This window comes from Paenibacillus sp. MER 180, from assembly GCF_023713665.1.
GTDB classification, from domain to species: domain Bacteria; phylum Bacillota; class Bacilli; order Paenibacillales; family Paenibacillaceae; genus Paenibacillus_B; species Paenibacillus_B suaedae.
Genome location: NZ_JAMAVT010000016.1, coordinates 98,138 through 122,683, shown reverse-complemented (window position 1 = coordinate 122,683; position 24,546 = coordinate 98,138). Strand labels below are relative to the sequence as shown.

Here is a 24,546-nt window from a genome sequence, read left to right as displayed (position 1 = left end):
ACTACACAACGGTTATTCGGTGACAAGGCTATGCAGAATGGCCTTTTTTTTGCGCACAGAAGCTGGGGTAAATGATGGAAATTGTGTTGCTAAAATGGGACGAGTGTACTTCCTACGAAGACATAGATTCATTGATGGATCGATTTATCCCGTTCGTTACACCTGAAAAATACAAAAGGTTAGATAGACTTCGGAACCGTGAAGATTTTTATTGCACGGTTGCGGCTGACATATTGGCCCGCATGCTGCTATGTCGAACCTTGAAATGTTCGAATAACGAACTTGTTATTCACACTCATCCCTTCGGCAAGCCATATGTGGAGGGTGATCCGGTATTTTTCAACATCTCTCACGCCGGTGCGTTCATAGCAGTGGCATTGGATGAAGCGCCAATCGGGATTGATATTGAGCAAGCAGGAGAATGGAACATGGACGTGGCTAGGCTGATATGCTCGCCGCGTGAGTTGGAATTGCTTGCAAATACGAACGACAGTCGTGCGCGTCAGGAATTGTTTTTTTACATATGGACGGCTAAGGAAAGTGTTCTGAAGGCATTAGGAACGGGTCTTAGCCTGCCTCCCAGCACATTCGAGATTGTGCAGGAGACAGCTGTACCTATACAGCATAATCAATTATGGAATGTTGATCATAATTATGTAAAGCAATATGTCGTTCCTGTAACAGGCTATAGTATGACTGTGTGTGCACAGCATATGGAATTTGCCAAGCAAATAGAGTACATCACATGGGAGCAGTTGACTCATAGGTTTACGAAATGGGTTGGATCGTACAAAGGAGAGGACGAGAATTGGCTTTCATGGAATTAACAGTAGAACGATTGGCAGGCTATGACGTACATTCTATCGAGCTGCCTGAAGAGACAATGCGTCTTCTGAAGAAGCATTCGGCCGAGCATTCGGTCAAGTTGGAATCCGTCATGTTCAGTGCGTGGGCAACGCTGTTGTCCCGGTTCTACAACTCGCAGCAAGTAACTCTTCATGCCGTTCAAGCGGGACACGGCAATGCAAACCATACCGTAGTCAGTCAGGATGACGTAACCTTGCAAGGAATTATGAGCATTCATAACAGCTTGTCGGCTTGCGCAGAAGGACGTAACCTGACTTGCTCTGAAATAGCTTCTGACAGTGATGTGGCAACGTATTGCTGGTACGGAGAAGATGTTCGGCCCGTGCTTCCAGAGGGAGAGCAGGTATGTGACCTGCACGGCTGCATTCAGCATGCTGCTGGAACGGGCGCATTACCGATGTTCACAATGTATTACAAGGAAAATCAGTTCCAGTTATCGACGGTAGAGAAGCTGGGTGAGTACTTCTTGCAGCTGCTGGATGAAGCTGTGAAGCATCCTCAGAAGCGTATTGGCGAGCTGGAAATGCTGACAGAGCAGGACAAGCGCCAGTTAATTGAGGGGATGAATCAGACGCGAGCTGAATATCCTCATACATTCACGGTTCAGGCGCTGTTCGAGGAACAGGCTAAGCTGCATCCGGATCGAGTAGCTGTCATCGAAGATGATCGCGAGTTGACCTATTGCGAGTTGAATGCTCGTGCGAATCAATTGGCGCGCAGGCTGCGGAAGCTTGGCATCGATCGGGAACAGTCTGTTGGTATTATGGCAGAGCGCAGTGCAGAGATGGTTGTCGGTATCTTAGCGATTCTCAAGGCGGGAGGAGCTTATGTTCCACTTGATCCCGATCACCCTCAGGATCGCATTCAATATGTCCTGGAAGACAGTCGTACGAAGCTGGTACTGACTAGCAGATCGTCAGATATAGATTTGCCGAATACCATCGAGCAGGTTCATATGGATGACCCGAGCCTTGCTGATGAATCTAGCGATAATCTGGTATCTGTGAATCAGCCAGAAGATCTTATATATATCATTTACACGTCCGGTTCGACAGGAAGACCTAAGGGCGTCATGGTTACTCATCGTAATGTCATTCGCCTAGTAAAGCGCACGAATTATGTGAAGTTTGGCGAAGGCGACCGTATTTTGCAGACGGGATCGCTTGTGTTCGATGCCTCAACCTTTGAAATCTGGGGCTCCTTGTTGAATGGCTTAGGGCTCGTGCTCATCGATAAGACGACGATACTGGACGCTGAGCAGCTGGAGCAAGCGCTCATCCGCCATCAGGTAACGATTATGTTCCTGACGACGGCGCTGTTCATTCAATTGGTTGATCGCAATCCGTGCATATTTGCGCCGCTTCGCCAATTGCTCGTGGGTGGAGAGCTGATGTCGCCAAAGCACTTCTATCGAGCGGCTAAGGACTGTGCACCGATTGAGATTTCGAATATTTATGGTCCTACTGAAAATACAACCTTCTCTACTTCTTATCTGATGAAGGAAGAGGGAGACGGGACAATTCCTATCGGTACGCCAATTACGAACTCAACCGCTTATGTTGTAAATGATTACGGCATGCTGCAGCCGATTGGCGCTGTAGGAGAGCTGTGGGTCGGCGGTGAAGGCGTAGCACGTGGCTACTTGAATAAGGATGAGATGACGCGTGAGAAGTTCGCGGATAGTCCATTCGTAGCTGGCGAACGAATCTATAAAACAGGTGACCTTGTGCGCATGCTGCCAGATGGCAACTTGGAATTCGTCGGACGCAAAGATCATCAAGTGAAGATTCGCGGCTATCGCATGGAGCTCGGTGAGATTGAAGCGCAGATTCATACGCACGAGCAAGTAACGGAAGCACTGGTTGTAGCTTTTGAAGAGTCGCCTGGCCAGAAGGCTCTTTGTGCTTACATTGTAGCGGAAGAAGGCATGACAGCGAGTGCAATGCGCGAGTACTTGTCTTCGCATTTGCCTGAGTTCATGGTGCCGGCATACTTCATGTTCTTGGAGCGCATGCCGCTTACGATCAACGGCAAGATTGATCGGGCCAAGCTGCCTCAGCCTGAGAAGCAGGAGCGCATGTCAACCGAATATCAAGCTCCAGTAACGGATACGGAGAAGAAGCTTGCTGCGATTTGGGAGGAACTGCTTGGCATCTCTCCAATTGGCACAGCGGATCACTTCTTCGAGATTGGCGGGCATTCGTTGAAGCTGGCACAGCTGCAAGCACGCATCGCAGCTGACTTCCATATCTCGTTGTCCTTCAAGGAATTGTTCTCGAATCCATATGTCGGCAAGCTTGCTGCAATTATCGACGGAGGAGCACAAGAACAATACGAATCGATAACGCCAGCCGAGAAGAAGGCGCATTATCGTCTCGCGCCAGCACAGACGCGTATGTTCGCGCTGCAACAGCGGGGCGGAGTTGGCATGGCCTACAACATTCCACTCGTGTACGAAGTGAATGGCCAATTGGATACCGGCCGCCTGAAGAAGGCTCTTCACCAAATCGTAGAGCGCCATGAAGCATTCCGTACTTCATTCCATTGGGAAGAGGAACAGATCGTACAGAAGGTGCATGAGACAGTTGCTTTCGATGTGCTGATTATAGAGGCCGAGGGCCGTACTGCTGCTGAAATGGTGAATGAATTCGTCCGTCCATTCCAGTTGGAGGAGCAATCGCTTCTACGTGCTGCGATTGCGAAAATGGAAGCAGACCGCTACGTACTGATGCTGGATATTCATCATATCGTCTTCGACGGAACCTCGCTCAGTGTGTTTGCAGAAGAACTGGCAGCAATCTATAAGGGCGAGGAGCTGGCCCCAATCAAGCTGCAATATAAGGACTATGCGGAATGGCAGTCCACGCGTGTACAAGATGAACAAGCACATGAACAGTATTGGCTGAGTGTGCTTGAAGGGGACATCCCGCTGCTGGATCTTCCGTACGATTATATTCGTCCGAATGTGCAGTCATTTGAAGGCGATATGGTGCGTCTAGCATTGTCTGCCAAGACGGTGGAAGGCTTGAAGCAGCTGGCTCTCCGTCAAGGAACTACACTCTATATGGTGCTGTTGTCGGTATATAATGTGCTCTTGTCCAAATATGTGGACAAGGAGGATTTGATTGTCGGCTGTGCGATTGCTGCTCGAACACATACTGATGTAGATCGAATGATGGGCATGTTCGTCAACACCTTGCCGATTCGCAGCTTCCCAGAGGGCGGCAAGGCCTTTGCTGATTATTTGAATGAGATGAAAGATACGCTTCTGCTTGCCTATGAGCATCAGGATTACCCGCTCGACAGCCTGGTTGAACGCCTGCAGCTGAAGCGGGACGTAAGCCGCAATCCATTGTTCGATACCGTATTCGTCATGCAGAACATGGGGGATCTCTCGCTTCAAGCAGGAGATGCCGTCTTCACACAGCTGCCTTATCATAACGGCACATCGAAGTTCGACCTGACGCTGGAGGCAATCGAGCGTGAAGAGGAACTCGAATGCAACTTTGAATTCTGTTCGAAGCTGTTCAAACGGGCAACTGTAGAACGAATGGCAGGGCATTTCGAGCAGCTTGCTATGCAGGCAGCACAGCAGCCGTCATGCAGCATTGGAGAACTTGAACTGATTACGGATCAGGAACGTGAAGAAATCGTGCACCACTTCAATAATACGGATGCCGAATATCCTCGCCATGCGACTGTACACAGTCTGTTCGAGGAACAGGTGCGTGTAACGCCTGATCGTGTTGCGCTTGTGTCTGGTGAACGTGAAATTACCTATGCGGAGCTGAATGCGGAGGCCAATCGTTTGGCGCATTATTTGCAGAAGCATGGGACGAAGGCTGAACAACCGGTTGGTCTGTTCACAGAGCGCACACCAGAAATGATTATCGGTGTACTCGCAATCTTGAAGGCTGGCGGTGCTTACGTGCCGATCGATCCGGATTACCCGCAGGAACGGATTCAATATATGCTGGAGGACAGCCGTGTTAATATCGTACTCGCAAGCGACCATTTGGCTGAACGATTGCCTGAAGGACTGAGCAGCATCAGTTTCACGGATTCGAAACTAGCTGTACAGTCAACGGAAAACATAGATGACCTCAATAATCCTGAGCATATCGCGTACTTAATGTACACATCGGGATCGACAGGTAAGCCGAAGGGAGTTATGGTCACCCATCGCAACGTGATTCGCCTTGTGAAGAATACGAATTTCGTATCATTCCAAGAGGATGATCGCATTTTGCAGACTGGTTCTCTCGTATTCGATGCTTCGACATTTGAAATATGGGGAGCCCTTCTGAACGGACTTCAACTTGTACTCGTTGACAAGCCGACGATTTTGGATGCTGAGCAGTTGGAACAAGCGATTGTGCGGCACGGCATCACTATGATGTGGCTGACTTCACCGTTATTCACGCAGTTGGTTGAGAAAAATGAGCGCTTATTCGAACCTGTGCGAACATTGCTCGTTGGCGGAGATGTATTGTCTCCGAAGCATATTTACCGAGTGCTTCATGCCTGTGCGCCAATTCAAATCGTGAACGGATATGGACCGACAGAGAATACGACCTTCTCCTGCTGCCACCATATAGCAGCGGAGCAGGATGGATCGATCCCAATCGGTGCGCCGATTGCGAACTCGACAGCCTATGTCGTGAACAACTATGGCAAGCTGCAGCCGATTGGCATAGCGGGCGAGCTCTGGGTCGGTGGCGATGGCGTGGCGCGTGGTTACTTGAATCGCGAGGACTTGACGAACGAGAAGTTCATCGACAGTCCGTTCAAGGCTGGAGAGAAGCTGTATAAGACAGGCGACCTTGTTCGCTGGCTGCCGGACGGAACAGTGGAGTTCTTAGGACGCAAAGACCATCAAGTGAAAATTCGTGGATATCGCATGGAGCTTGGTGAAATTGAAGCGCAAATCCGAACTCATGAGCTCGTGAAGGAAACACTCGTTACCGATATTGAGGAGTCGCCTGGACAAAAGGCGCTCTGTGCGTACATTGTAACGGAGGGTACGGTGACAGCTGCGGATATTCGTCAGCATCTGCTTGATCATTTGCCGGATTATATGATCCCGACTTACTATGCGTTCCTCGATCAGATGCCGCTGACCACGAACGGCAAGATTGATCGTGCGAAGCTCCCTGCGCCATCGAAGCAGGAGTGGACAGGAGCCGGTTATGTAGCGCCTGACAGTGAGACGGAGATGAAGCTTGCCGAGCTATGGCAGGAGCTGCTTGGCCTAACAACGGTCGGCGTGTGCGACAACTTCTTCGAGCTAGGCGGTCATTCCTTGAAGGCAATTACGCTTGTTGCGCAGTTAAAGCAGGAATACGAGGTCGACGTCAGCGATGTATTCGCATATCCGACAATTCGAGAATTGGCATTGCGGATGAAGTATCGTCCGAACCATATGAAGGATAAGCTGGAGCGAATTCGTGCTATGTATGCAGAGGAAGCGACGGTCGTGGAAGATAAGGCCGTAACGGAGGCTTGGAAGCAGTACCGCAGCCGCAACGAAGCTTATCACAACCGAGAGGTATCGCAGTTGAACTATGCTAAGGTTCTCCTTACAGGTGCAACAGGATACTTAGGTGCTTACCTGCTTCGCGATCTTCTGCATTGTACTGACAGCAAGGTGGTTGCTATTGTTCGCGGGACATCTCCGGAGCAGGCTCGACACAGATTGTACGAGAAGCTGGCCTATTATTTTGGTGCAGCACTGACAGACACGCACGGACATCGAATCGAAGTCGTTAACGCGAACTTGAGTGACGAACATCTCGGACTCGCTGAACACGAATATGCTAAGCTGGCAGATGAAGTGGAATGCATCATCCATGCTGCGGCCAATGTGAAGCATTATGGCCACTATTCTGAATTCGTACTGAACAATGTTACGGCGACGGAGCGCTTGTTGGAATTGGCAGCAACCGGCACGAAGAAGGGATTCCACCACGTCTCTACAATGTCGGTCGGGATGGGAACGATTGAAGGCAAGGAAGCCGTTCTCTTCACGGAGGATGACTTGGACATCGGACAAGTGCATGACAACTATTATGTAAAGACGAAATTCCAAGCGGAGCAATTGGTAGAACAGGCGCGTCTGCAGGGGCTGCATACGAACATTTACCGAGTTGGTAACATTGTATGTCACTCAGAGAGCGGTCAGTTCCAGGAGAATATTCAGGACAATGCGTTCTACAAGACGATGAAGTCCTTCATCCAATTGGGGGCCGTTCCTGATTCCGGTCAGGATACAGACTTATCCTTCGTAGATCAGGTGAGCCGTGCGATTATTACACTGCATGACAAGCCTGCCCTGCATGATGAGATCTACCATATCTATAACCCGCATCTGATCAGCATGTCCGAAATGCTGGCTGGGCGGAATGATGTTCAGGTTGCGAAGCTGCCAATGGAGAAGTTCCTATCCTATCTGTTCGAGCAATATGAACAGGGGGCGAAGCTTGAGGCAGTCGAGAATGTGATGCTGCATAACGGGTGGATGGATGAAGGCGCTGCGCTGACAGCGTTCGAGCTAACTGCAGAACGGACTGCATCTACGCTTGCTGCATTAGGCTTTTCCTGGACTGTACCTGGTGAAGCTCAAGTCACGAATATGCTGCGACACGGGTTCGAAGTTGGCTTCCTATCTCTTACGAACAAGTAGGCCAGCAATTCGGAGCGATATTATGTGCAGGGGGGATGGCATCGAGAATGGCAGAAGAGAGGTTGATTGCGGTTCATATGCAGCTCGAAGAGCGCCCTATCATAACTTGATAGGCATACGGCAATCAGCCAAAAAGCAAAAAGCATTGGCATGAAACGACATATTGGGTAATATTCAGTATGTGCAGTAGACAATCAGTAACACCATACTTATGAATTTATTACATCTAGGAGGAGATTTTCCATGTTCGAAACGAAATACGAAGCATCTAAAAACCGTGTGTATGTTAAGCTTGAAGGTATGATGACAATTGAAGAGGCCAAAGAATACGATCAAGCTGTTCGTCGTGAAGTTGATAAAGCGAAGGAAGGCTACACATTCTGCATCGATATGGCGAAGGCACAACCAGCACCAGCTGATGTGAACGATTATTTGGCAGGATTGCGCGACTACATGGCAAACAAAAAAACAAAGGGATCTTCTATGATCGTAAGCTCCGCTCTGACGAAGCTGCAATTGTCTCGCCTGGTTAAAGATCTCGGCGGTGCATACGGCGTAGCTCAAAGCTACGAAGAAGCAGATCGCTACTTGGACAGCTTGTAGTCTTATAGTTCTTATCTTTTCGTCTTATTGAAGGATACTGAATGATATGACCTGCCCGTTCCCGGACGGGCAGGTCTTTTTTTTGGTGACGAGCAAGCTTGAGCAAGTGCAATGAACGACTACGCGTGGTATCGGAAGATACCCTATTACATAAAAGGTGTGACAGGAATGAAATCTCAATCTATGAACGAACGAATACGTGCGTTATGGAATCGCTGCTTTCAATCACTGTTAGCGCGGATATTATTGCCTATCAGTCTTATTACTCTGCTTGTCATTATAACGACCAGCATGGTGAATGCCAGCTTTATTCGAAGTGTCGTTACTGACATCATGATCGAAGATACCCATACAGCCGTTCGGCAAATTGGAAAGCTGGTCATTCAGCAAGGCAAGGATGATCCGAAGGCAGTATTGAATTTGATCGCTTATAAGGAGAACAGCTCCTCCTTGCTCGTTAAGGATGGCAAGGTAATTGCCCGCTCTGGAAAGAGTTTGACTAAGGAAATAGAGGGCAGCCTACAGCCGCTCTTCACAGGTGAGCAGAATGAAGTCAAGCTAAGTGATGGTCTTGGCGGATATGCATATGCTGCAAAAGCAGAGGACTATACGGTAGTCGCTGTTTCGAAATATGATGATTTTGACAATAGTCTTGTCTCTTATAATTGGCTCATGTTGACGGTTATTATTAGCTCCTTGCTAGTCATTTGTGGCGTAACTTGGATACTGGTGGATCGCCTGTTTATTAAGCCAATCCATAAGGTATCGCGTGCTGTTGAACATATTGGCTCGGGTGACTTCTCGCATCAAGTGGGAATGACGGAACAACGCAAAGATATTTGGGGCAATGTAGCTCGCAGCTTTACGAGAATGAGAGTCAATCTGAAGGGCTTGGTCGATCATGTTGTCGATACAAGTGAGAACATTAATACAACTTCGAATGACTTTGCAATCAGCTCGCAGGAAACGAGCAAATCATCGGAACAGATTACAATCTCGCTGCAGGATATATCAATGGGCGTGGACGAGCAGGCCAAGAAGCTTGCTGAGGTCGGTCAAATGATCGAGGATGTGACGATGGCAATTGGCGAAGTGGATCAAACTGTGAAGACGATTACAGGCGAATTCACGAAGGCCAATGATAAGGTTGTGCATGGCAATGAAATCGTCAATAAAACGATCACCCATATGAGACGGCTGTCTGATAATGTGGAAGCAAGTGCTGGCATGATGAGCAGCCTGCAGCAAAAATCCGATAAGGTCGGCGAAATTCTAGCGATTATTACGGATATTGCGGGGCAAACAAATCTGCTTGCATTGAATGCCGCAATTGAAGCTGCTCGGGCAGGGGAACATGGCAGAGGCTTCGCGGTTGTAGCGAATGAAGTTCGCAAGCTGGCTGATCAATCAAATCAGGCCGCTCTCGAAATTCAGCAGATTATTGCAGAAGTTCAATCCGAGACGGGAAATGCAGTCGAGACAATGGAGAAGAGCCATCATTTCGTCCAATCCGGCATTCAAAGTGTTAATGATACGGGTGACGTCTTCCATGCCATTGTGGCGATGATGCAGGAAATATCCAATCTAGCCAGCATGGTCGAGGCGATCGTCCAGGAGGTTAATATTAGCTCTCAAGACATGCTCGAGCGTGTTCAGGGGGTTGTGGCCATTTCGGAGGAATCCGCATCAAGTGTGCAATCGATTGCCGCTGCTACTGAAGAGCAGAATGCGGTTATGGAAGAGCTGGCAAGCTCAGCCGAGGAATTTAAGCGCATGGCAATGGGATTGCAGGATTCATTGACGAAATTTAAATTTTAATATTTATTTTGACAACTAGATTATACCGTACTTGAACCGATACCTAACTTAGGTATCGGTTTTTTTTATGTCATGGCGATCACGCATGAATTTGCGTGCAGCAGGGAATAATTTGTCTGATCATCCAGCATGTTCGTCATCTTCAAAGTGATTACAGGAGGGAATTGTCTTATGGCGGACTTTGATTTCGCAGCTTCCCTGCAAGAACAAATATCGGCATTGTTTCATCATCGCGTCCATCTTGTGGTAAGAAGCATTTCGCCGTCAGTTGCCATATGCTATATGCCCCAGCATGTCGATACGAAGCAGCTTCACACCTCTATTCTATCTCCGTTGCTGCAGTTGGGGCAGACACCGACGATCGAGGATCTTCGCAGTTCGCTTCCTATCGGAGAAATCATGGATATTGCGGCTATCCCGGAATGCGCACCGCTGATTGTGAAGGGATGGGTCTATATTGCGACCCCTCAGGCAGGCATTGCGGCAAATGTGGCGGACTTGCCTAAGCGGTCTCTTACCTCGCCAGAGAATGAGACGACCATATTAGGCCCAATGGTTGCTTTTACGGAGTCAATTGGCATGAACACGACCTTGCTTAGAACCTCTATTCCAGATACGGAGCTATGCAGTGAAGAATATAAGATGGGGAACAAACGCAATACGACGATCCATCTCATGTTTATGGCAGATAGGGCGAATCCAGATCGGGTTGAGCTGGTACGTCAACGAATTAAGCAGCTTCGTCTCAATGATGTGACAGGCAGCTCAGAGCTCATGCACATGATTCAGGATAATGATTTGAGTGTCTTCCCGCAATTGATGCTAACCGAACGGATTGATTTGGCTAGCCATTCGCTGATAGAAGGCAAGATCATTATTCTGTTGGATGGGAGTCCGCTTGTGATCGTAGGACCAAGCGAATTCATTGACTTCTTCTTATCCATGGAAGATCGCTATTTAGGATGGGGGATCGGGACATTTATTCGCGCACTGCGAATGGTTGCGTTAATTCTTTCTGTATTCTTGACTCCTGCCTATGTGGCCGCCCTTACTTTCCATTATGAAATTATTCCTTCCTCTTTGCTCGTATCCTTAATTGAGTCACGCTCCAAAGTCCCTTTTCCGCCTTTATTTGAGACGATAATTCTGGAAGTGACCATGGAACTGCTTCGGGAAGCGGGGGCGAGGCTGCCGACGAAGGTTGGACAGACAATGGGCATTGTAGGCGGTATTGTCATTGGGCAGGCAGCGGTTCAAGCCGGATTTACAAGCAATATTCTCATTATGCTAGTGGCACTTGCGGCGCTTGGTTCTTTCGCAACACCAGACTATTTAATGAGCAGCAGCTTGCGGCTCGTCCGATATCCGATGGTGATCTTTGCGGGCATTTGGGGCAGCATCGGTATTGTGTTTGTAACCTCCTTGGTAACGATGCACCTCATTCGTCAGACGAGCTTAGGCAGGCCGTATTTTTCACCAGTTCACCCGATTAAGGAATCTGACTTGGCTTATGATGAGGTGCTGCTTCCAGAACCGAAGGGCTTGACTGCAACAGGGCACAGGGTTCGTAAATACGTCCGATCCATTTCTCTTCGTTCGCTATGGACCGGGAAGATTGATGAATAGTCATTTGTAGGTGAAAAAGATGAATAGCGGAACATCACACAAATATCAATTCAAAGCCTACATGCTGCTTTTCCTCGTATGCAACGTGCAGGTCGGTGTAGGAATATTCGGATTTCAGCGGTACATCTATAAGGAGGCGGGGCATGATGCATGGATGTCGGTCCTGCTTGCAGGAATAGCTACCCATTTGATCGTCTGGATTATGGTTAAGACCTTGGAAATGCATAAGTCACTTGATTTGTACGGCATTCAACACGTTCTGTTCGGCAAATGGATTGGCGGTGTATTGAGCATCTGCATGATGCTCTATTTCCTGACGAATATGACGACCATTGTCAGAACGTATATTGAAGCGATCCAATCTTGGATTTTCCCCGATTTTCCGACATGGCTCCTTTCACTTATATTGCTTGTGCTTATGGTGTATGGCAGCTTGGGCGGAATTCGAGTCATTTTACAAACGAGCTTTATCAGTTTTTTCCTGATTATCGCGACCTCCCTTTTCTTCAATTATCCGATCCGCTATGTGGAATGGAGCCGCTTATTGCCGATTTATGATACGACTGTACAACATATTTGGGTAGGGGCAATTAAGATGGGGTTTACGATTACGGGGTTTGAAGTGATATTTATGCTCTATCGCCATGTGCAGGACAAAAATAAGGTGATGCGCTATGCACAAGCGAGCGTGCTCTTCACCAATATCCTGTACTTGTTCATTATGATCGTGTCGATCATCTATTTCAGTGAAAATCAGATACTTCGTACGATTTGGGGCTCCATTAATTTATTGAAAATTATTAAGTATCCCTTCTTGGAGCGGATCGAGTTCATTGCAATTCCCTTCTGGATGCTAGTTGTGCTTCCCGGTATCATGCAGTTGGCTTGGAACGTGCTGCGGGGCACTGTGCAGCTGTTTGGATGGAATGAGAAGCTGACACTGTATGGCTTGGCTGTTATTGTGATCGTGGCATCCAGCACCCTCCATAATCGGGGACAAGTGAATCAACTCAATGATTTTATCGGGATATACTCTGTGATTGTCTCTTATTGTTATCCGCTCCTCTTGTTCGCTCTGACGTATGTATACAAGTGGCGCAAACGTGAAAAGGGGAGTGATGCGCATTGAGATCGTTGCTCAAACCGATGTTCAGGGTAGTTGGTGTGTTATCCGTGCTGGCACTTCTTGTAGGCTGTGTACAGTCTAGTGTGCTGGAGAAGTTGGGAATAAGTGTAGCGATCGGGTTTGACGTTCTGTCGGAAGAGAAGTTTAATGTCACTTCAGTTCTGACCAATCCGGAGCCAGGAGCGAAGAAGAAGACGAAGATCGTCACTGGTATTGCAAGCAGCACCAAGGGAGCTCGAATTAACAACAACCAGCAATTGTCCCACACACTTGTGAACGGTCAGGTTCGTGTCGTAGTCTTCGATGATAAGCTGGCCAAGCAAGGGATTACGTATATTGTTGAGAATTTGACGAGGGATCCGTTTTTCGGTGATATGATTTTTCTCGCAGTCAGTGAAGGGCCGTCTCATGAATTGCTGGCCGGCAGTTATGAGCAGATTCCGAATATTGGAACCTACTTGTATGAAATGCTGCAGCAGCATATTCAAGATGATTGGGTTCCTTCCTGCACGGTTCACGATTATCGGAGCGCCTTCTACAGTGCTGGACAAGATCCGGTACTCCCAATGCTGCGCAAGCTGCCGAACGGAGTTGAGGTTTTTGGACTGGCCCTGCTTCAGAATGATCGAGTAGTCGGAACGATCGGCCCAGGGGAAGGATATTTGCTCAAGCTGCTGCTTGGAAAATTAGCGACATTGAAAGAGGTCAAAATTGATCGCGATGAGCTGCGTCCTTATTTGCATGAGAATCGGAAAGAGGACGGGCATGTACGGGTGGTCTTCGCGAACCTGGGCAGTAAAAAACATATTCGTCTCCTATCAGCTTCTCCCCTGAAATTTCAAGCCAATTTACGCATCAATGTGGAGCTGCATGAAATTACAGATGAGTACGATTTTAGCAAACCCCAGGCAAACAAACTGCTTCAACAAAAAATAGGAGAAGCATTGACGAAGGAAACTGAAGCGCTTATTAAAAAGCTCCAGCGCCTCGGTTCGGATCCGATTGGCTTCGGCGAGGTCTACCGCAGCTCGGTAAGGCACTCCAAACTGACAGCTGACAAGTGGAAGAAGATGTTCCCTGAGGCAAGCATTCAATCTCAAGTCGAGGTAAACATTGTTCGAACAGGTACGATTGAGTAATCGGAATTTTTTGTGAGTTACATGCGCTGAATGATTGACTCTCACGTAACGTGATCGTGTAGCCTAATGGTATTCCGCCTTGTCGGAGAGGAACATACCATGAAGAGATGCAGGTGAACCTAATGAACATTCACATGGAAGACACGTTACGTCAGTATGAAGCATTGTTGACTATGCCAAATGAGCAGAGAAATGGCTATTTCAGGCATACAATGATGAAGCCGTTTCGATCGATGTGGGAGACCATTCATGTACCTATAACAGCGCAGCAGCCGAACGGCTATGATGTGGTAATGGCTACTCAAATGATGGGCTTCCTTCCGCTTCAGCATCAGGAAGGAATCGAGAAGGCAAGGAAGCGTCTGCAGGATATTCGCATTCTGGAACTCGCGAAGGAGACATTGTTGGGATGTATCCACCGAATAGACTCAGCGGGGCTGGCAGTCAAGGCAGAGGAATTGATATTTGGCGCGTATCTTGCTGATCCTGACAAGTTAAGCAGTTATCAGGGTTATACCGGATTTGGCGGTATTCCAGGATATATCCTCATTATCCTGGATCCGAACAGCTACAATATTCCGCGACTTCCGGCGCTGATCGCTCATGAGTTCCACCATAATGTTCGCTTCTCCTATTTCGATTGGAACCATGGCAATGTAACGCTAGGCGACTATATTATCATTGAGGGCTTGGCAGATTCTTTTGCAACTGAAATGTATGGAGAGGAGCTGCTTGGTCCATGGGTGGCGAATATACAGGGCAAGGAGCTGGATCATTGCTTCAAGGTAATCCGAGGAGCATTGGATACGAAGGGCTTCGCTGAGGTGAGCAGCTATATGTTCGGCGATGAAGCTGCTGCGCGGGAAGGTTATCCGGCAGTTGGAGTGCCTGCGGGGGCAGGGTATGCGGTTGGCTATCATGTTGTACAGTCCTTCTTGAAGAGGAACGATGTATCTATTTATGAAGCGACCCTGCTGCCGGCGGAGACCATCATACAGGGGAGCGGCATGGTGTAGGATTTTGTAGGATTATCGATTGATTTGTAAGGCTCTTAATGTTAAAAGAAAATAAAGTACTCAACTGAAAAATAAAGTTTTATACAGAGAAAATATAGTACTTTATTTTCTCTGTACAACTACTGCACTACACGCGGTTCGTGAACAAATGCTTTTATCTCACACTCGCTACTCCCAATTGGCTGTGTCATTACATTGAACACCCCTTATTGCATAATGAACAAATAAAAAGCCCACTTCCCACAAAAGGGGATAACGGGCTTCAATAGAATTAATTTTAGCGGGAGATGTATGCTACTCCTTTTGTTGTTTCATCACCTAAGTTGTGAGCCACTACATAGTGTTTCTTATTTTTATTTACTGGAACATCATCAAACACAAGTTTCTCATCATGGTCTCCCCGCACTGTCTTACTGGCTATTTCAGTATCAGTATTACGATTTGTTTCTTCATAAAGCGTATATTCAATTTTTGTGTTTCCGTCACTGGATTGCGTCGCCTTTAAAGTTAATCTGTCACCAGTTGGATAGAATGAGTCAGAAGACTGTGTTTTACGTACTCTGACTTCAAAACCCCACGTGTAATTTACTGGGTTAACAGAGCTTTTAGCTTGAGCCACATTTGAAATAGATGGTTGTGCATATGCTGGGATAGCCATCAAGAGCGTAGCAGCCGCAGTCATAAGAATTAATGACTTTTTCATTAACTGTTCCTCCTAATTTAATGTTATTTGAGTCAATAAGTTTGAAGTGAACTATTGAAGTTGAGTTTATTGTAGCTATAAATAAATCAAATAAACAGGGGAGTATCATTACTGTTTCTAGTGGTAAAATGACTAGTTCTACGTAAAAAAGACAGCATTAATTGCTGTCCCTTATACGTTATGTATAATAACTACTGCCAGATCTCTACATGAAAAATAAAGTTCCGATATTCGGATGAGGCAAGACCCTGAGCAGCGGCAGAAATCTGCTTGGGGTCTTTCGTTCTTCAGGTCTTTCGTTCGATATTTATTCGGTTTATTGTTGCTTTCGTTGCTGGAATTTAGTTACAGCAGGGCTATTCATTCAGTTTCATTCAGTAGTTCATCTCTTCTCATAAAACGGACTAGCTTCTCCTCGGTAGAGGAGTGTTCAATTGGGGTGAATACACTGCACCGCAAGTCCATGTTCCCCTGCAAGAGAAGCGAGGTAAGGTTGAACAGCATCTTGCCTGCCTTCGCGTGACGGAATTCGATCGTAACGTCGGGGGCAATGCTGACTTGGCTTGCTTCCCATAGTGCATGGAATTCGGGATGAAGCTCTGACATTTCGTCTACGAAGTCTGTATACCATTCATCTCCCACGTACTGACCATAGTAGGCGCGGAACATCGCGAGGAAGCCTCTGACGAAGTGTTCCCAATTGACGGCTAGTGAGCGCAGCTCTTTTCTGACAAAAACGAGCCGAATCAAGTTCCGCTGCTCTAAGGGAACCTGATCGAAATCAAGAAATACATATGCCGCAGCGGCATTCCAGCCAACAATGTGGAAGTGCCTATCCGTAATGATGGTTGGGCAATGCGTTAGCTCATTCAATATTTTCCCGAGCGATGGCGGAATTTTCGCAATGCTCATTTCCTGCTGTGGTGGACTAATATGCTTTTCGAGCGCAAGATCGTATACATATTTCCGCTCATCCTGATTCAGTTGCAGAGCGGCAGCTACCGCGTCCAGAACAGATGGAGACACGGTGATGTCTCGCCCTTGCTCGAGCCAAGTATACCAAGTCGTACTGACTCCTGCCAATTGCGCTACCTCTTCTCGGCGCAAGCCAGGTGTTCGACGTCTAGTACCAGCAGGCAGCCCTACGGACTGCGGTTGAATGCTTGAGCGCTTGGACTTTAGGAAGGTGGACAGGGCTTCTAATCTCGTTTGGTTGGACATGGCTATCCCTCCTATCTGCAAGCCAGTTGTACATTTAGTTTTGTTTATATCGACTATGTAGAGTGAATAACCAGATCAGAACAGTGGATTAACAACGGATCAGGAATAATCGTGAAAGGTTACATTGTTGTTTGTGATTCCCAACTTGCATGCCGCAGCATGGATCCATTGACTTATCTAGTATATCATTTCCGCAGCGTAATCGATTGGAAGTGCAAGTTGTCATCATCCAATGGGACAGTGTGGAAATCTACGATTTGGAACCAGCGGGATAAGGTCTTCTGAATGGAACTGTCCGCGTGAAAGGAAAAGAATCGCTGCGGTTTGCACCAATCCGCCTCCCATACTCCTTCTGAGTTGTATCCACCAAATAATCCAATAAAAAGCAGTCCATTCGGAGCGAGCACTCGATGCATTTCTTGCAAGACCTGATCCAGATCCTTCTTCGGCGCGTGCAGCAAGCAATTTAGCGCATAGACAGCTTGAAAGCTATGATCGGCAAAGTCCAACTGATAAAAATCCATTACTTTCGCATTCAAGCCTCTTTCGATGCACTCCTTCACCGATTCACTGGATAGATCGATGCAGGTTGTCTGCATTCCGCATTTATTGTTTACTGCTGGAGTCAGGTAGTAATTATACTAGTATAACCAACAACTTGTAATAGGATAAATCATGTGTGACAATATCGTAAACCAATGAATAAGCATGAGGCGACTCATGGATGATCCAAATAGCTAGGTAGATTCATATTTCACAATGAAGACAGTGTCGTTATAGAGGCTTGTACGATCACGATCTGTGAGGAGGAATTAGAGTTGGAACCCGTAGTGATTACAGGAATGGGAGTTATCTCCCCGATAGGAAATGATGTAGAGACATTTTGGAGGAACTTAGTTGCTGGACAATCAGGAATATCCTCTATTGATACATTTGACGTGAGCGGTCATAAAACGAAAATTGCCGGTCTTGTGCGCGAGTTCGATGCAGATGGACTTCTTGGACGCAAAGAGGCAAGACGGCTGGATCGCTTTACTCAATTTGCACTTGCTGCCGCAGAGCAGGCATGGACGGATTCTGGGCTGGTGCTGGATCAGATTGACCCTGAGCGCTTAGGTGTCTACGTGGGATCAGGCATTGGCGGTATTGAATCCTTGATTGAAAATGTCGATATTTTGCGAAGCAGGGGTCCAGGGAGGGTCAGTCCGACCTTGGTGCCAGCCATGATGGCGAATGCAGCGTCTGCACAGATCAGTATCAAATGGGGAGCGCTGGGCCCTACGATGTCCCATGTCTCTGCTTGTGCGATCGGCAATACTGCGATTGGCGAGGCGTTCCGGCTCATTCGCTCGGGAGGAGCAGACATTGTATTTGCAGGCGGAACGGAAGCTGCTATTACCGACTTATCGCTAGCCAGCTTCGGTAATGCAACGGCATTATCAACAAGGAATGATGATCCGACGAAGGCCAGTCGGCCCTTCGATGCGGAGCGGGATGGATTTGTCATGTCTGAGGGCGCGGGCATACTCATTCTGGAATCATTGTCGCATGCCTTGCGTAGAAAGGCACGAATCTATGCGGAGGTTATAGGATATGGGATAAGCTCGGATGCTTACCATATTGTTGCGACCCATCCTGAAGGGCGAGGTGCCTATCTTGCGATGAGAACGGCTCTGCAGGATGCATCTGTGTCTGCCGAGGATGTAGATGTCATTAACGCGCATGCAACGAGTACGGAGGTTGGCGATCTGGCAGAGACAACGGCGATTAAAAGAATGTTCGGCGAGCATGCTTATCGGATTCCGATAACAGCAAATAAGTCCATTACGGGTCACATGCTGGGTGCTGCTGGGGGAGTAGAGGCCATTTCGCTCGTGAAGAGCTTACAGGAGGGAATGATTCCGCCGACGATTAACCTTGAGAACCCTGACCCGCACTGTGATCTGGATTATGTGCCGAATGAAGCACGCAAGGCCAATGTGAAGGTGGGACTATCTAATTCTTTCGGCTTTGGCGGTCATAATGCCGTGATCGTGTTGAAGAAGTATGAGTGATTGAGACGCATAACCGGATAATCGGTTCGGTACAAAATAGCCCCTGACTTGCGGCATATCCGCAAATTCAGGGGCTTGGCGTTTATCAGCAGGCTTAGGATTCAAGACGCTTACGTTGGAAGCGGGCAATCGCTTCGTATTCTTCATCCAGCTTGCGGAATATCGAGATATAGATCGGAAGCAGTTCATGATAAATCGCTGCATGCTCCGGATTAGGTTCATGCTTGTGCGTAGCGCCTACCATATCAGATACGATACGGAGTGAATCGGCTCTTCCAGTTGCGTATAGACCAAGCACAACAGCACCAAGGCAGGAGCTCTCGTAGCTCTCAGGGACGACAACTTCTTGATCGAAGATGTCGGCCATCATCTGCCGCCAGAGCGGTGAACGAGCGAATCCGCCAGTGGCGTGAATCTTGCTAGGGCGTCCCATCTGCTCTTCCATTGCAAGCAACACAGTGTACATATTGAAGATGACGCCTTCCAGCACGGCACGAATCATATGTTCCTTCTTGTGATGCATCGTGAGGCCGAAGAAGGAGCCGCGCGCGTCCGCATTCCAGAGCGGAGCTCGTTCGCCAGTTAGATAAGGATGGAAGAGCAGCCCGTCTGCCCCCGGCTGAACCTGCTCGGCAATGCGAGTAAGCAGATCATAGACATCAATGCCAAGCCGCTTCGCTGCTTCAACCTCGGAAGCAGCCAGCTCATCGCGTACCCAGCGGAACAGCATGCCGCCATTGTTCACAGGTCCGCCGATGACCCAGTGCTTGTCTGTCAGGGCATAGCAGAAGATTCTGCCCTTCGGATCGGTAAGCGGTTGTTCCACAACGGTACGGATCGCGCCGCTCGTTCCAATCGTTGCTGCAACAACACCAGGCTCGATCGCATTTACACCAAGATTGGAGAGCACACCATCACTGGCTCCCACAATCGTTGGGGTAGCAGGGGAGAGTCCCATCTCCCGCGCGTAGACTTCATCCATTCCTGTCAGCTGATGCGTAGTAGGAACGAGCTCGGATAGCTTGTTAGTCGATATGCCCGCAAGTTCAAGCGCTTCTTCATCCCAAGCGAGCTGCTGCAAATTCATCATCCCTGTAGCAGACGCAATCGAGTAATCGACAACATACGTATGGAACAGCTTGAAGAGTACGTATTCCTTAATGGAAATGAATTTAGCCGCCTTATTTAACAATTCCGGAGCTTCATGCCGCATCCACACCAACTTCGTAAGCGGGGACATCGGATGGATGGGAGTGCCTGTCCGCAAATATAAGGCATGTCCCTGCGGATCCTTCTTGAGCTGGGCTGCATACTTGCTGCTCCGATTGTCTGCCCACGTGATGCAAGGGGTGAGCGGATGGTCTTCTGCATCGACAGCGATGAGGCTATGCATCGCTGAACTGAAGGACAGGAACAGTATATCCTCAGGCCGGGCTTGCGCAGCGCTCATCGCTTGCTTTACAGAAGAGACAACGGCTTGGAATATCCGTTCCGGATCCTGCTCGGCTATCGTTGCGTTCGGTGTATGCAGTGGATAGCCTTGGCTGCCGGTGGATACGACTTTGCCATTCTCTTCGAATACGACTGCCTTCGTGCTCGTCGTTCCCATATCGATTCCGATCATGTAGTTGGGATGATTCATAGGAATAACCTTCTTTCTTTCATTGCCATATATGTTACACTACTGTGCTCAACAGCAGAATCAATGCTAATCCGACGACAGATAGAATCGTCTCCATCACTGTCCATGACTTAAGTGTCTCTGGGACGGACATGTTGAAAAATTCCTTCACCATCCAGAACCCTGCATCATTGACGTGGGACAGAACGATCGAGCCTGCGCCGGTTGCCAGTACAACCAATTCTACAGGAACACCTGGAGTCATCGCCAGTACTGGAGCAACAATACCAGCAGCGGTCGTCATGGCAACGGTTGCAGAACCAGTTGCGACACGAATCAATGCTGCGACGAACCAGGCGAATAGTATGACGTTAATGTTCGCTTGTGTGGCAAGCTCTGCGATCGCACCGCCAACACCACTGTTAATGAGCACTTGCTTGAACGCACCGCCGCCGCCAATGATAAGGATGATCGTTGCGGTAGGAGCGAGACATTCGCTGGTGAAGCGGGATATCTCTTCCTTCTTGAAGCCGCGCGCATAACCGAGCGAGAAGAAGGAGAAGACGACTGCAATCAGAAGCGCGATAATTTCATGGCCGATGAATTTGCACAGTACGGCTAAGCTGCTAATGCCTTCAGGATCGACGATGTCTGCGACGGAGCCAATCAGCATAAGAATGACAGGCAGCAAAATGGTGAACAGCGTAATGCCAAAGCTTGGGAGCGGCCGATCGCTCTTCTGCGCGAATTGCTCAGCGAGCTTCGCTGGCGGCTGTAATTGAATGCGTTTACCAATGAACTTGCCGAATAGCGGCCCTGCGATAATTGCTGTTGGTATTCCGACGAGCAGAGAGTAGAGAATCGTACGACCGAGATCCGCTTGATAAGCGTCGATGGCAATCATCGGTGCCGGATGCGGCGGTACGAGTCCATGCACGGTAGATAGCCCCGCCAAGATTGGAATGCCGATCTGCAGCAATGACTTGTTTGTTTTGCGTGCTACAGTGAACACAATTGGAATTAATAAAATAACGCCAACTTCAAAAAATACTGGGATACCTACAATAAAACCAACAAGGAGCATTGCCCAATGAACGCGTGATTCTCCGAATTTATCAATAAGGGTAGTGGCGATTTGCTCTGCACCGCCTGATTCCGCCATCATCTTGCCCAGCATGGTACCGAGCGCAATGACGATGGCTATCGTGCCAAGTGTGCCGCCAAGGCCTTGTGTAACCGATTGCACAACATCTTGCGGTTTCATGCCTGTTAACAGACCGAGCATTAATGCTGATATAAGCAACGTCACGAAAGGATTCCATTTTAGCTTGGCAATGAACACAATGAGAAATACGATGGTAAGAAGTGTCCAAAATAGTAATGTAACATTGTGACTCATTCCGAATAGTGTGCTCATGATGTACGAGCCTCCTTTTGAAGAGTGCCGATTGTTATGAATGATTCCAAATATAGCGTTTCCAAAACAAACTTGAATACTTGTCGACAACTTGAATTAAAAAAACTTTGTATCCTTGCAGCTTGCCGTTACGAATGCGGCAAGCTGACATGCAAGGTACGGTTCGAGTCGGCGAAGTAGGCTGAGACAACCTGCTGGATCGTATGAGTATCCTTCGACTGGAGTCCTCTTACGATCGTACGGTGCTTCTCAATTACAGTGAACAGCTTCGCTTCTCCCTCAGAGAATATTTCTTCCGTTGTCATCAGCATGACGGTCTTTACGATCAGTCGAATGCTCGTCCACAGATGCATGATCCGTTTATGCTCCGCTGCAGCAATGATCGCTTCATGGAACGATAAATCCTGATATGCGAATTCAACGGCATCATTGTACTTAACCGCGAGTTCCATCTTGTCGATAATCTGCAGAAGCGTCAGAATCAGACCATCTGTGTTCACGATGGCGAGCCGCTGCTGGACAAAGCTCTCAATGAGATAGCGAACATCGTACAGCTCTTCGACATCGATAAGACTAAGCCCTAAGACAACAGCACCCATGCGCTCCAAGCGAATAAGCCCTTCGTTAGAGAGCGTTTTCAATGCTTCGCGAACGGGAGAGCGGCTGGTGCCGAAGTCGGCAGCCACTCGATTCTCTGATATAATTTCGCCCGGCTTGATGGAGCCGTTAATAATTTGCAATCGCAGCTCACAGGCGATGGATTCCCCAAGGGATGCGCCCTGCAGCCACTGTTTCGGATAGTGTATCATGCGTGAACTCTCCTCATGATTGGTTTCCTGAACCCATATCTCACTTAACAGATTTGGTTCTGATTGTACCACAGTGCTGCATGGCGCGACCATCGGGCTTGTGGTGATTCTATCTTCGCTATCGAAATAGGAAATGACTATTCCTTCGTTACCACTTGATGTCCGCCGAACTCATTGCGCAGTGCAGCAACTACCTTACCGTGGAAGGAATCGGACTCAAGCGAACGATATCTCATGAAGAGGGACATCGCGATAACTGGTGCGCTTGCTTGCAGCTCCAGTGCAGTTTCCACTGTCCATTTGCCTTCGCCAGAGCTTTGCATAACGCCGCGAATGCTGTCCAGCTTCGGATCTTTGGAGAAAGCATTTTGCGTCAGATCCATCAACCAGCTGCGGATAACCGATCCGTTAGACCATACGCGTGCAACTTGTTCGTAATCGAAATCGAAGTCGCTCTTGTCCAATACTTCGAAGCCTTCCGCGATCGCCTGCATCATTCCATATTCAATACCGTTGTGAACCATTTTCAGGAAATGTCCACTTCCGCTCTTGCCTGCATACAAATATCCTTGATCTACCGCAATGTCCTTGAACAGTGGCTCAAGTGTAGCGAATACTTCTTGGTTGCCGCCAATCATGAAGCAGCCGCCTTCAGCTGCGCCAGATACTCCGCCGGATGTTCCGATATCGAAGTAATGAGCACCCAGTGCATGCACTTTCTCGCCTCTAGCGATGGATTGTTTATAATGTGAATTTCCTCCGTCAATGACAATGTCACCTGGAGAGAGAAGAGGAAGCAGTGTGTCTACCACTTGATCCACGATTTCTCCAGCTGGAACCATCATCCAGATGATCTTGGGAGCATCCAGCTTCGATACGAGTTCTTCAATTGTATCTGCAGGAATTGCTCCTAGGTCAGCTGCTTTTTGACGTTGTTCAGCATTTACATCAAAAGCGACTACCTGATGCTTGTGCTGCAATATGTTATCTACGAGGTTGAAACCCATTTTTCCAAGGCCAATCATGCCTAATTTCATGCTGTATTCACTCCTGTGATCATGCTGTAAAGTACAACAAGTATACTTGTATACAACTTAGTGTGATCTTATCTTACTGTCTTCTTGCCTATCTGTAAAGTGGAAATTGTAAGCGCTGTATCTCGGCTCAGGGGTATGCTGTCTCTTTTAGAGTGATTCTTAGTGGCGGAAATTATGTATCTATATAGTAAGTGTGGATAAAAACATGACATAGCAGGAATTAGCCAACGCCGTCCATGTCAGCCAGCAGACGATCGTGCTAATTGAAAAGGGGAATTCAATCCATCTCTCCAGCTATCATCATGATCACGAAGACATTAACGATTATTCAGAGAATGTGTTGATGTGTTAGGATACCAAAGAAGTAAATAATGTGAGGTGAGGTATTCTGTTTGTGATCATGTATATATTCCCAGTGCTATAATAAGAATAAATTAAGGAGTCGGCGGCAACCGACCCCTACACCCTACACAATAGCCGCTTTTAAGGGCGGAAGGCTTTTTGGAGCAAAAATAGACCGCATCCTTTGACCTAGGGCGGTCTATTTCTGTTTGTTGAAGTACTGTTTCTGAAAGTGAAATGAAAATATTGTTGACAACTCATATTTTCAGATGTATTATCTTCAACAACAAATGACAACTTCATACTACCTTATCAAGAGTGACTGAGGGACTAGGCCCTATGACGTCCGGCAACCTTACCTGTGAGTAAACGGTGCTAAATCCTACGGAATGATTCCATTCTGAGAGATAAGTGTGGCGATACTGCCAATTCAGCCTCTTTCTCTCTTAGGGAAAGAGGCTTTTT

16 protein-coding genes and 1 riboswitch are annotated in these 24,546 nt (G+C 47.9%); of the genes, 9 read left to right on the top strand and 7 right to left on the bottom strand.

From position 1 onward, the window contains the following. Positions 1–71: 71 nt before the first annotated feature. From M3661_RS23020 to M3661_RS22985, 8 genes are all read left to right on the top strand, one after another. Positions 72–827, top strand: coding sequence for a 4'-phosphopantetheinyl transferase family protein (locus M3661_RS23020; protein WP_251488954.1), 756 nt, complete (start codon positions 72–74; stop codon positions 825–827). Continuing rightward, positions 818–7,549, top strand: coding sequence for a non-ribosomal peptide synthetase (locus M3661_RS23015; protein ID WP_251488967.1), 6,732 nt, complete (start codon positions 818–820; stop codon positions 7,547–7,549). The genes M3661_RS23020 and M3661_RS23015 overlap by 10 nt, the downstream gene beginning before the upstream one ends. A gap of 243 nt (positions 7,550–7,792) precedes the next feature. Next, positions 7,793–8,152, top strand: a complete 360-nt coding sequence (locus M3661_RS23010) for a hypothetical protein (protein ID WP_021254824.1) — start codon at positions 7,793–7,795, stop codon at positions 8,150–8,152. Positions 8,153–8,320: 168 nt separating this feature from the next. Beyond that, positions 8,321–9,970, top strand: coding sequence for a methyl-accepting chemotaxis protein (locus M3661_RS23005; RefSeq protein WP_251488951.1), 1,650 nt, complete (start codon positions 8,321–8,323; stop codon positions 9,968–9,970). Between the two features lie 171 nt (positions 9,971–10,141). Then, positions 10,142–11,596: a spore germination protein gene (locus M3661_RS23000; RefSeq protein WP_065290101.1), complete on the top strand. Its 1,455-nt coding sequence runs from the start codon at positions 10,142–10,144 to the stop codon at positions 11,594–11,596. A gap of 19 nt (positions 11,597–11,615) precedes the next feature. Continuing rightward, positions 11,616–12,725 (top strand): GerAB/ArcD/ProY family transporter, encoded by a 1,110-nt coding sequence (locus M3661_RS22995; RefSeq protein WP_251488949.1) that lies wholly within the window; start codon positions 11,616–11,618, stop codon positions 12,723–12,725. After that, positions 12,722–13,861 carry a Ger(x)C family spore germination protein gene (locus tag M3661_RS22990; RefSeq protein ID WP_065290103.1) on the top strand — a complete coding sequence of 380 codons (1,140 nt, stop codon included), beginning with the start codon at positions 12,722–12,724 and terminating at the stop codon, positions 13,859–13,861. The genes M3661_RS22995 and M3661_RS22990 overlap by 4 nt, the downstream gene beginning before the upstream one ends. A 122-nt stretch (positions 13,862–13,983) precedes the next feature. Further along, entirely contained in the window at positions 13,984–14,877 is an 894-nt protein-coding gene (locus M3661_RS22985; protein ID WP_065290104.1) for a DUF2268 domain-containing putative Zn-dependent protease, read from the top strand. 277 nt (positions 14,878–15,154) lie between these two features. Here the strand turns inward: M3661_RS22985 and M3661_RS22980 are convergent, their stop codons facing one another. From M3661_RS22980 to M3661_RS22970, 3 genes are all read right to left on the bottom strand, one after another. Further along, the gene (locus M3661_RS22980) at positions 15,155–15,580 is read right to left on the bottom strand and encodes a hypothetical protein (RefSeq protein WP_065290105.1); all 426 of its coding nucleotides are present in this window, start codon (positions 15,578–15,580) and stop codon (positions 15,155–15,157) included. Between the two features lie 360 nt (positions 15,581–15,940). Continuing rightward, complete coding sequence (locus M3661_RS22975; RefSeq protein WP_251488946.1) at positions 15,941–16,801, bottom strand: helix-turn-helix transcriptional regulator; 861 nt, start codon at positions 16,799–16,801, stop codon at positions 15,941–15,943. A 185-nt stretch (positions 16,802–16,986) separates the two neighbouring features. After that, a complete protein-coding gene (locus tag M3661_RS22970) occupies positions 16,987–17,400 on the bottom strand; it encodes a class I SAM-dependent methyltransferase (protein ID WP_251488942.1) in 414 nt (137 codons plus the stop codon). Between the two features lie 219 nt (positions 17,401–17,619). Between M3661_RS22970 and fabF the strand changes: the two genes are divergently transcribed. Then, entirely contained in the window at positions 17,620–18,855 is a 1,236-nt protein-coding gene (gene fabF, locus M3661_RS22965; protein WP_251488940.1) for a beta-ketoacyl-ACP synthase II, read from the top strand. A gap of 94 nt (positions 18,856–18,949) precedes the next feature. Here the strand turns inward: fabF and gntK are convergent, their stop codons facing one another. The 4 genes from gntK to gnd form a co-directional block, all read right to left on the bottom strand. Continuing rightward, positions 18,950–20,497 (bottom strand): gluconokinase, encoded by a 1,548-nt coding sequence (gntK, locus tag M3661_RS22960; protein ID WP_251488938.1) that lies wholly within the window; start codon positions 20,495–20,497, stop codon positions 18,950–18,952. Positions 20,498–20,531: 34 nt separating this feature from the next. Beyond that, positions 20,532–21,893 (bottom strand): GntP family permease, encoded by a 1,362-nt coding sequence (locus M3661_RS22955; RefSeq protein ID WP_251488935.1) that lies wholly within the window; start codon positions 21,891–21,893, stop codon positions 20,532–20,534. A gap of 128 nt (positions 21,894–22,021) precedes the next feature. Then, positions 22,022–22,699: a GntR family transcriptional regulator gene (locus tag M3661_RS22950; protein WP_028532157.1), complete on the bottom strand. Its 678-nt coding sequence runs from the start codon at positions 22,697–22,699 to the stop codon at positions 22,022–22,024. A 140-nt stretch (positions 22,700–22,839) separates the two neighbouring features. Then, a complete protein-coding gene (gene gnd, locus M3661_RS22945) occupies positions 22,840–23,739 on the bottom strand; it encodes a phosphogluconate dehydrogenase (NAD(+)-dependent, decarboxylating) (protein ID WP_021259604.1) in 900 nt (299 codons plus the stop codon). 648 nt (positions 23,740–24,387) lie between these two features. Next, positions 24,388–24,495, top strand: a riboswitch (SAM riboswitch). The last annotated feature ends 51 nt before the right edge of the window (positions 24,496–24,546 follow it).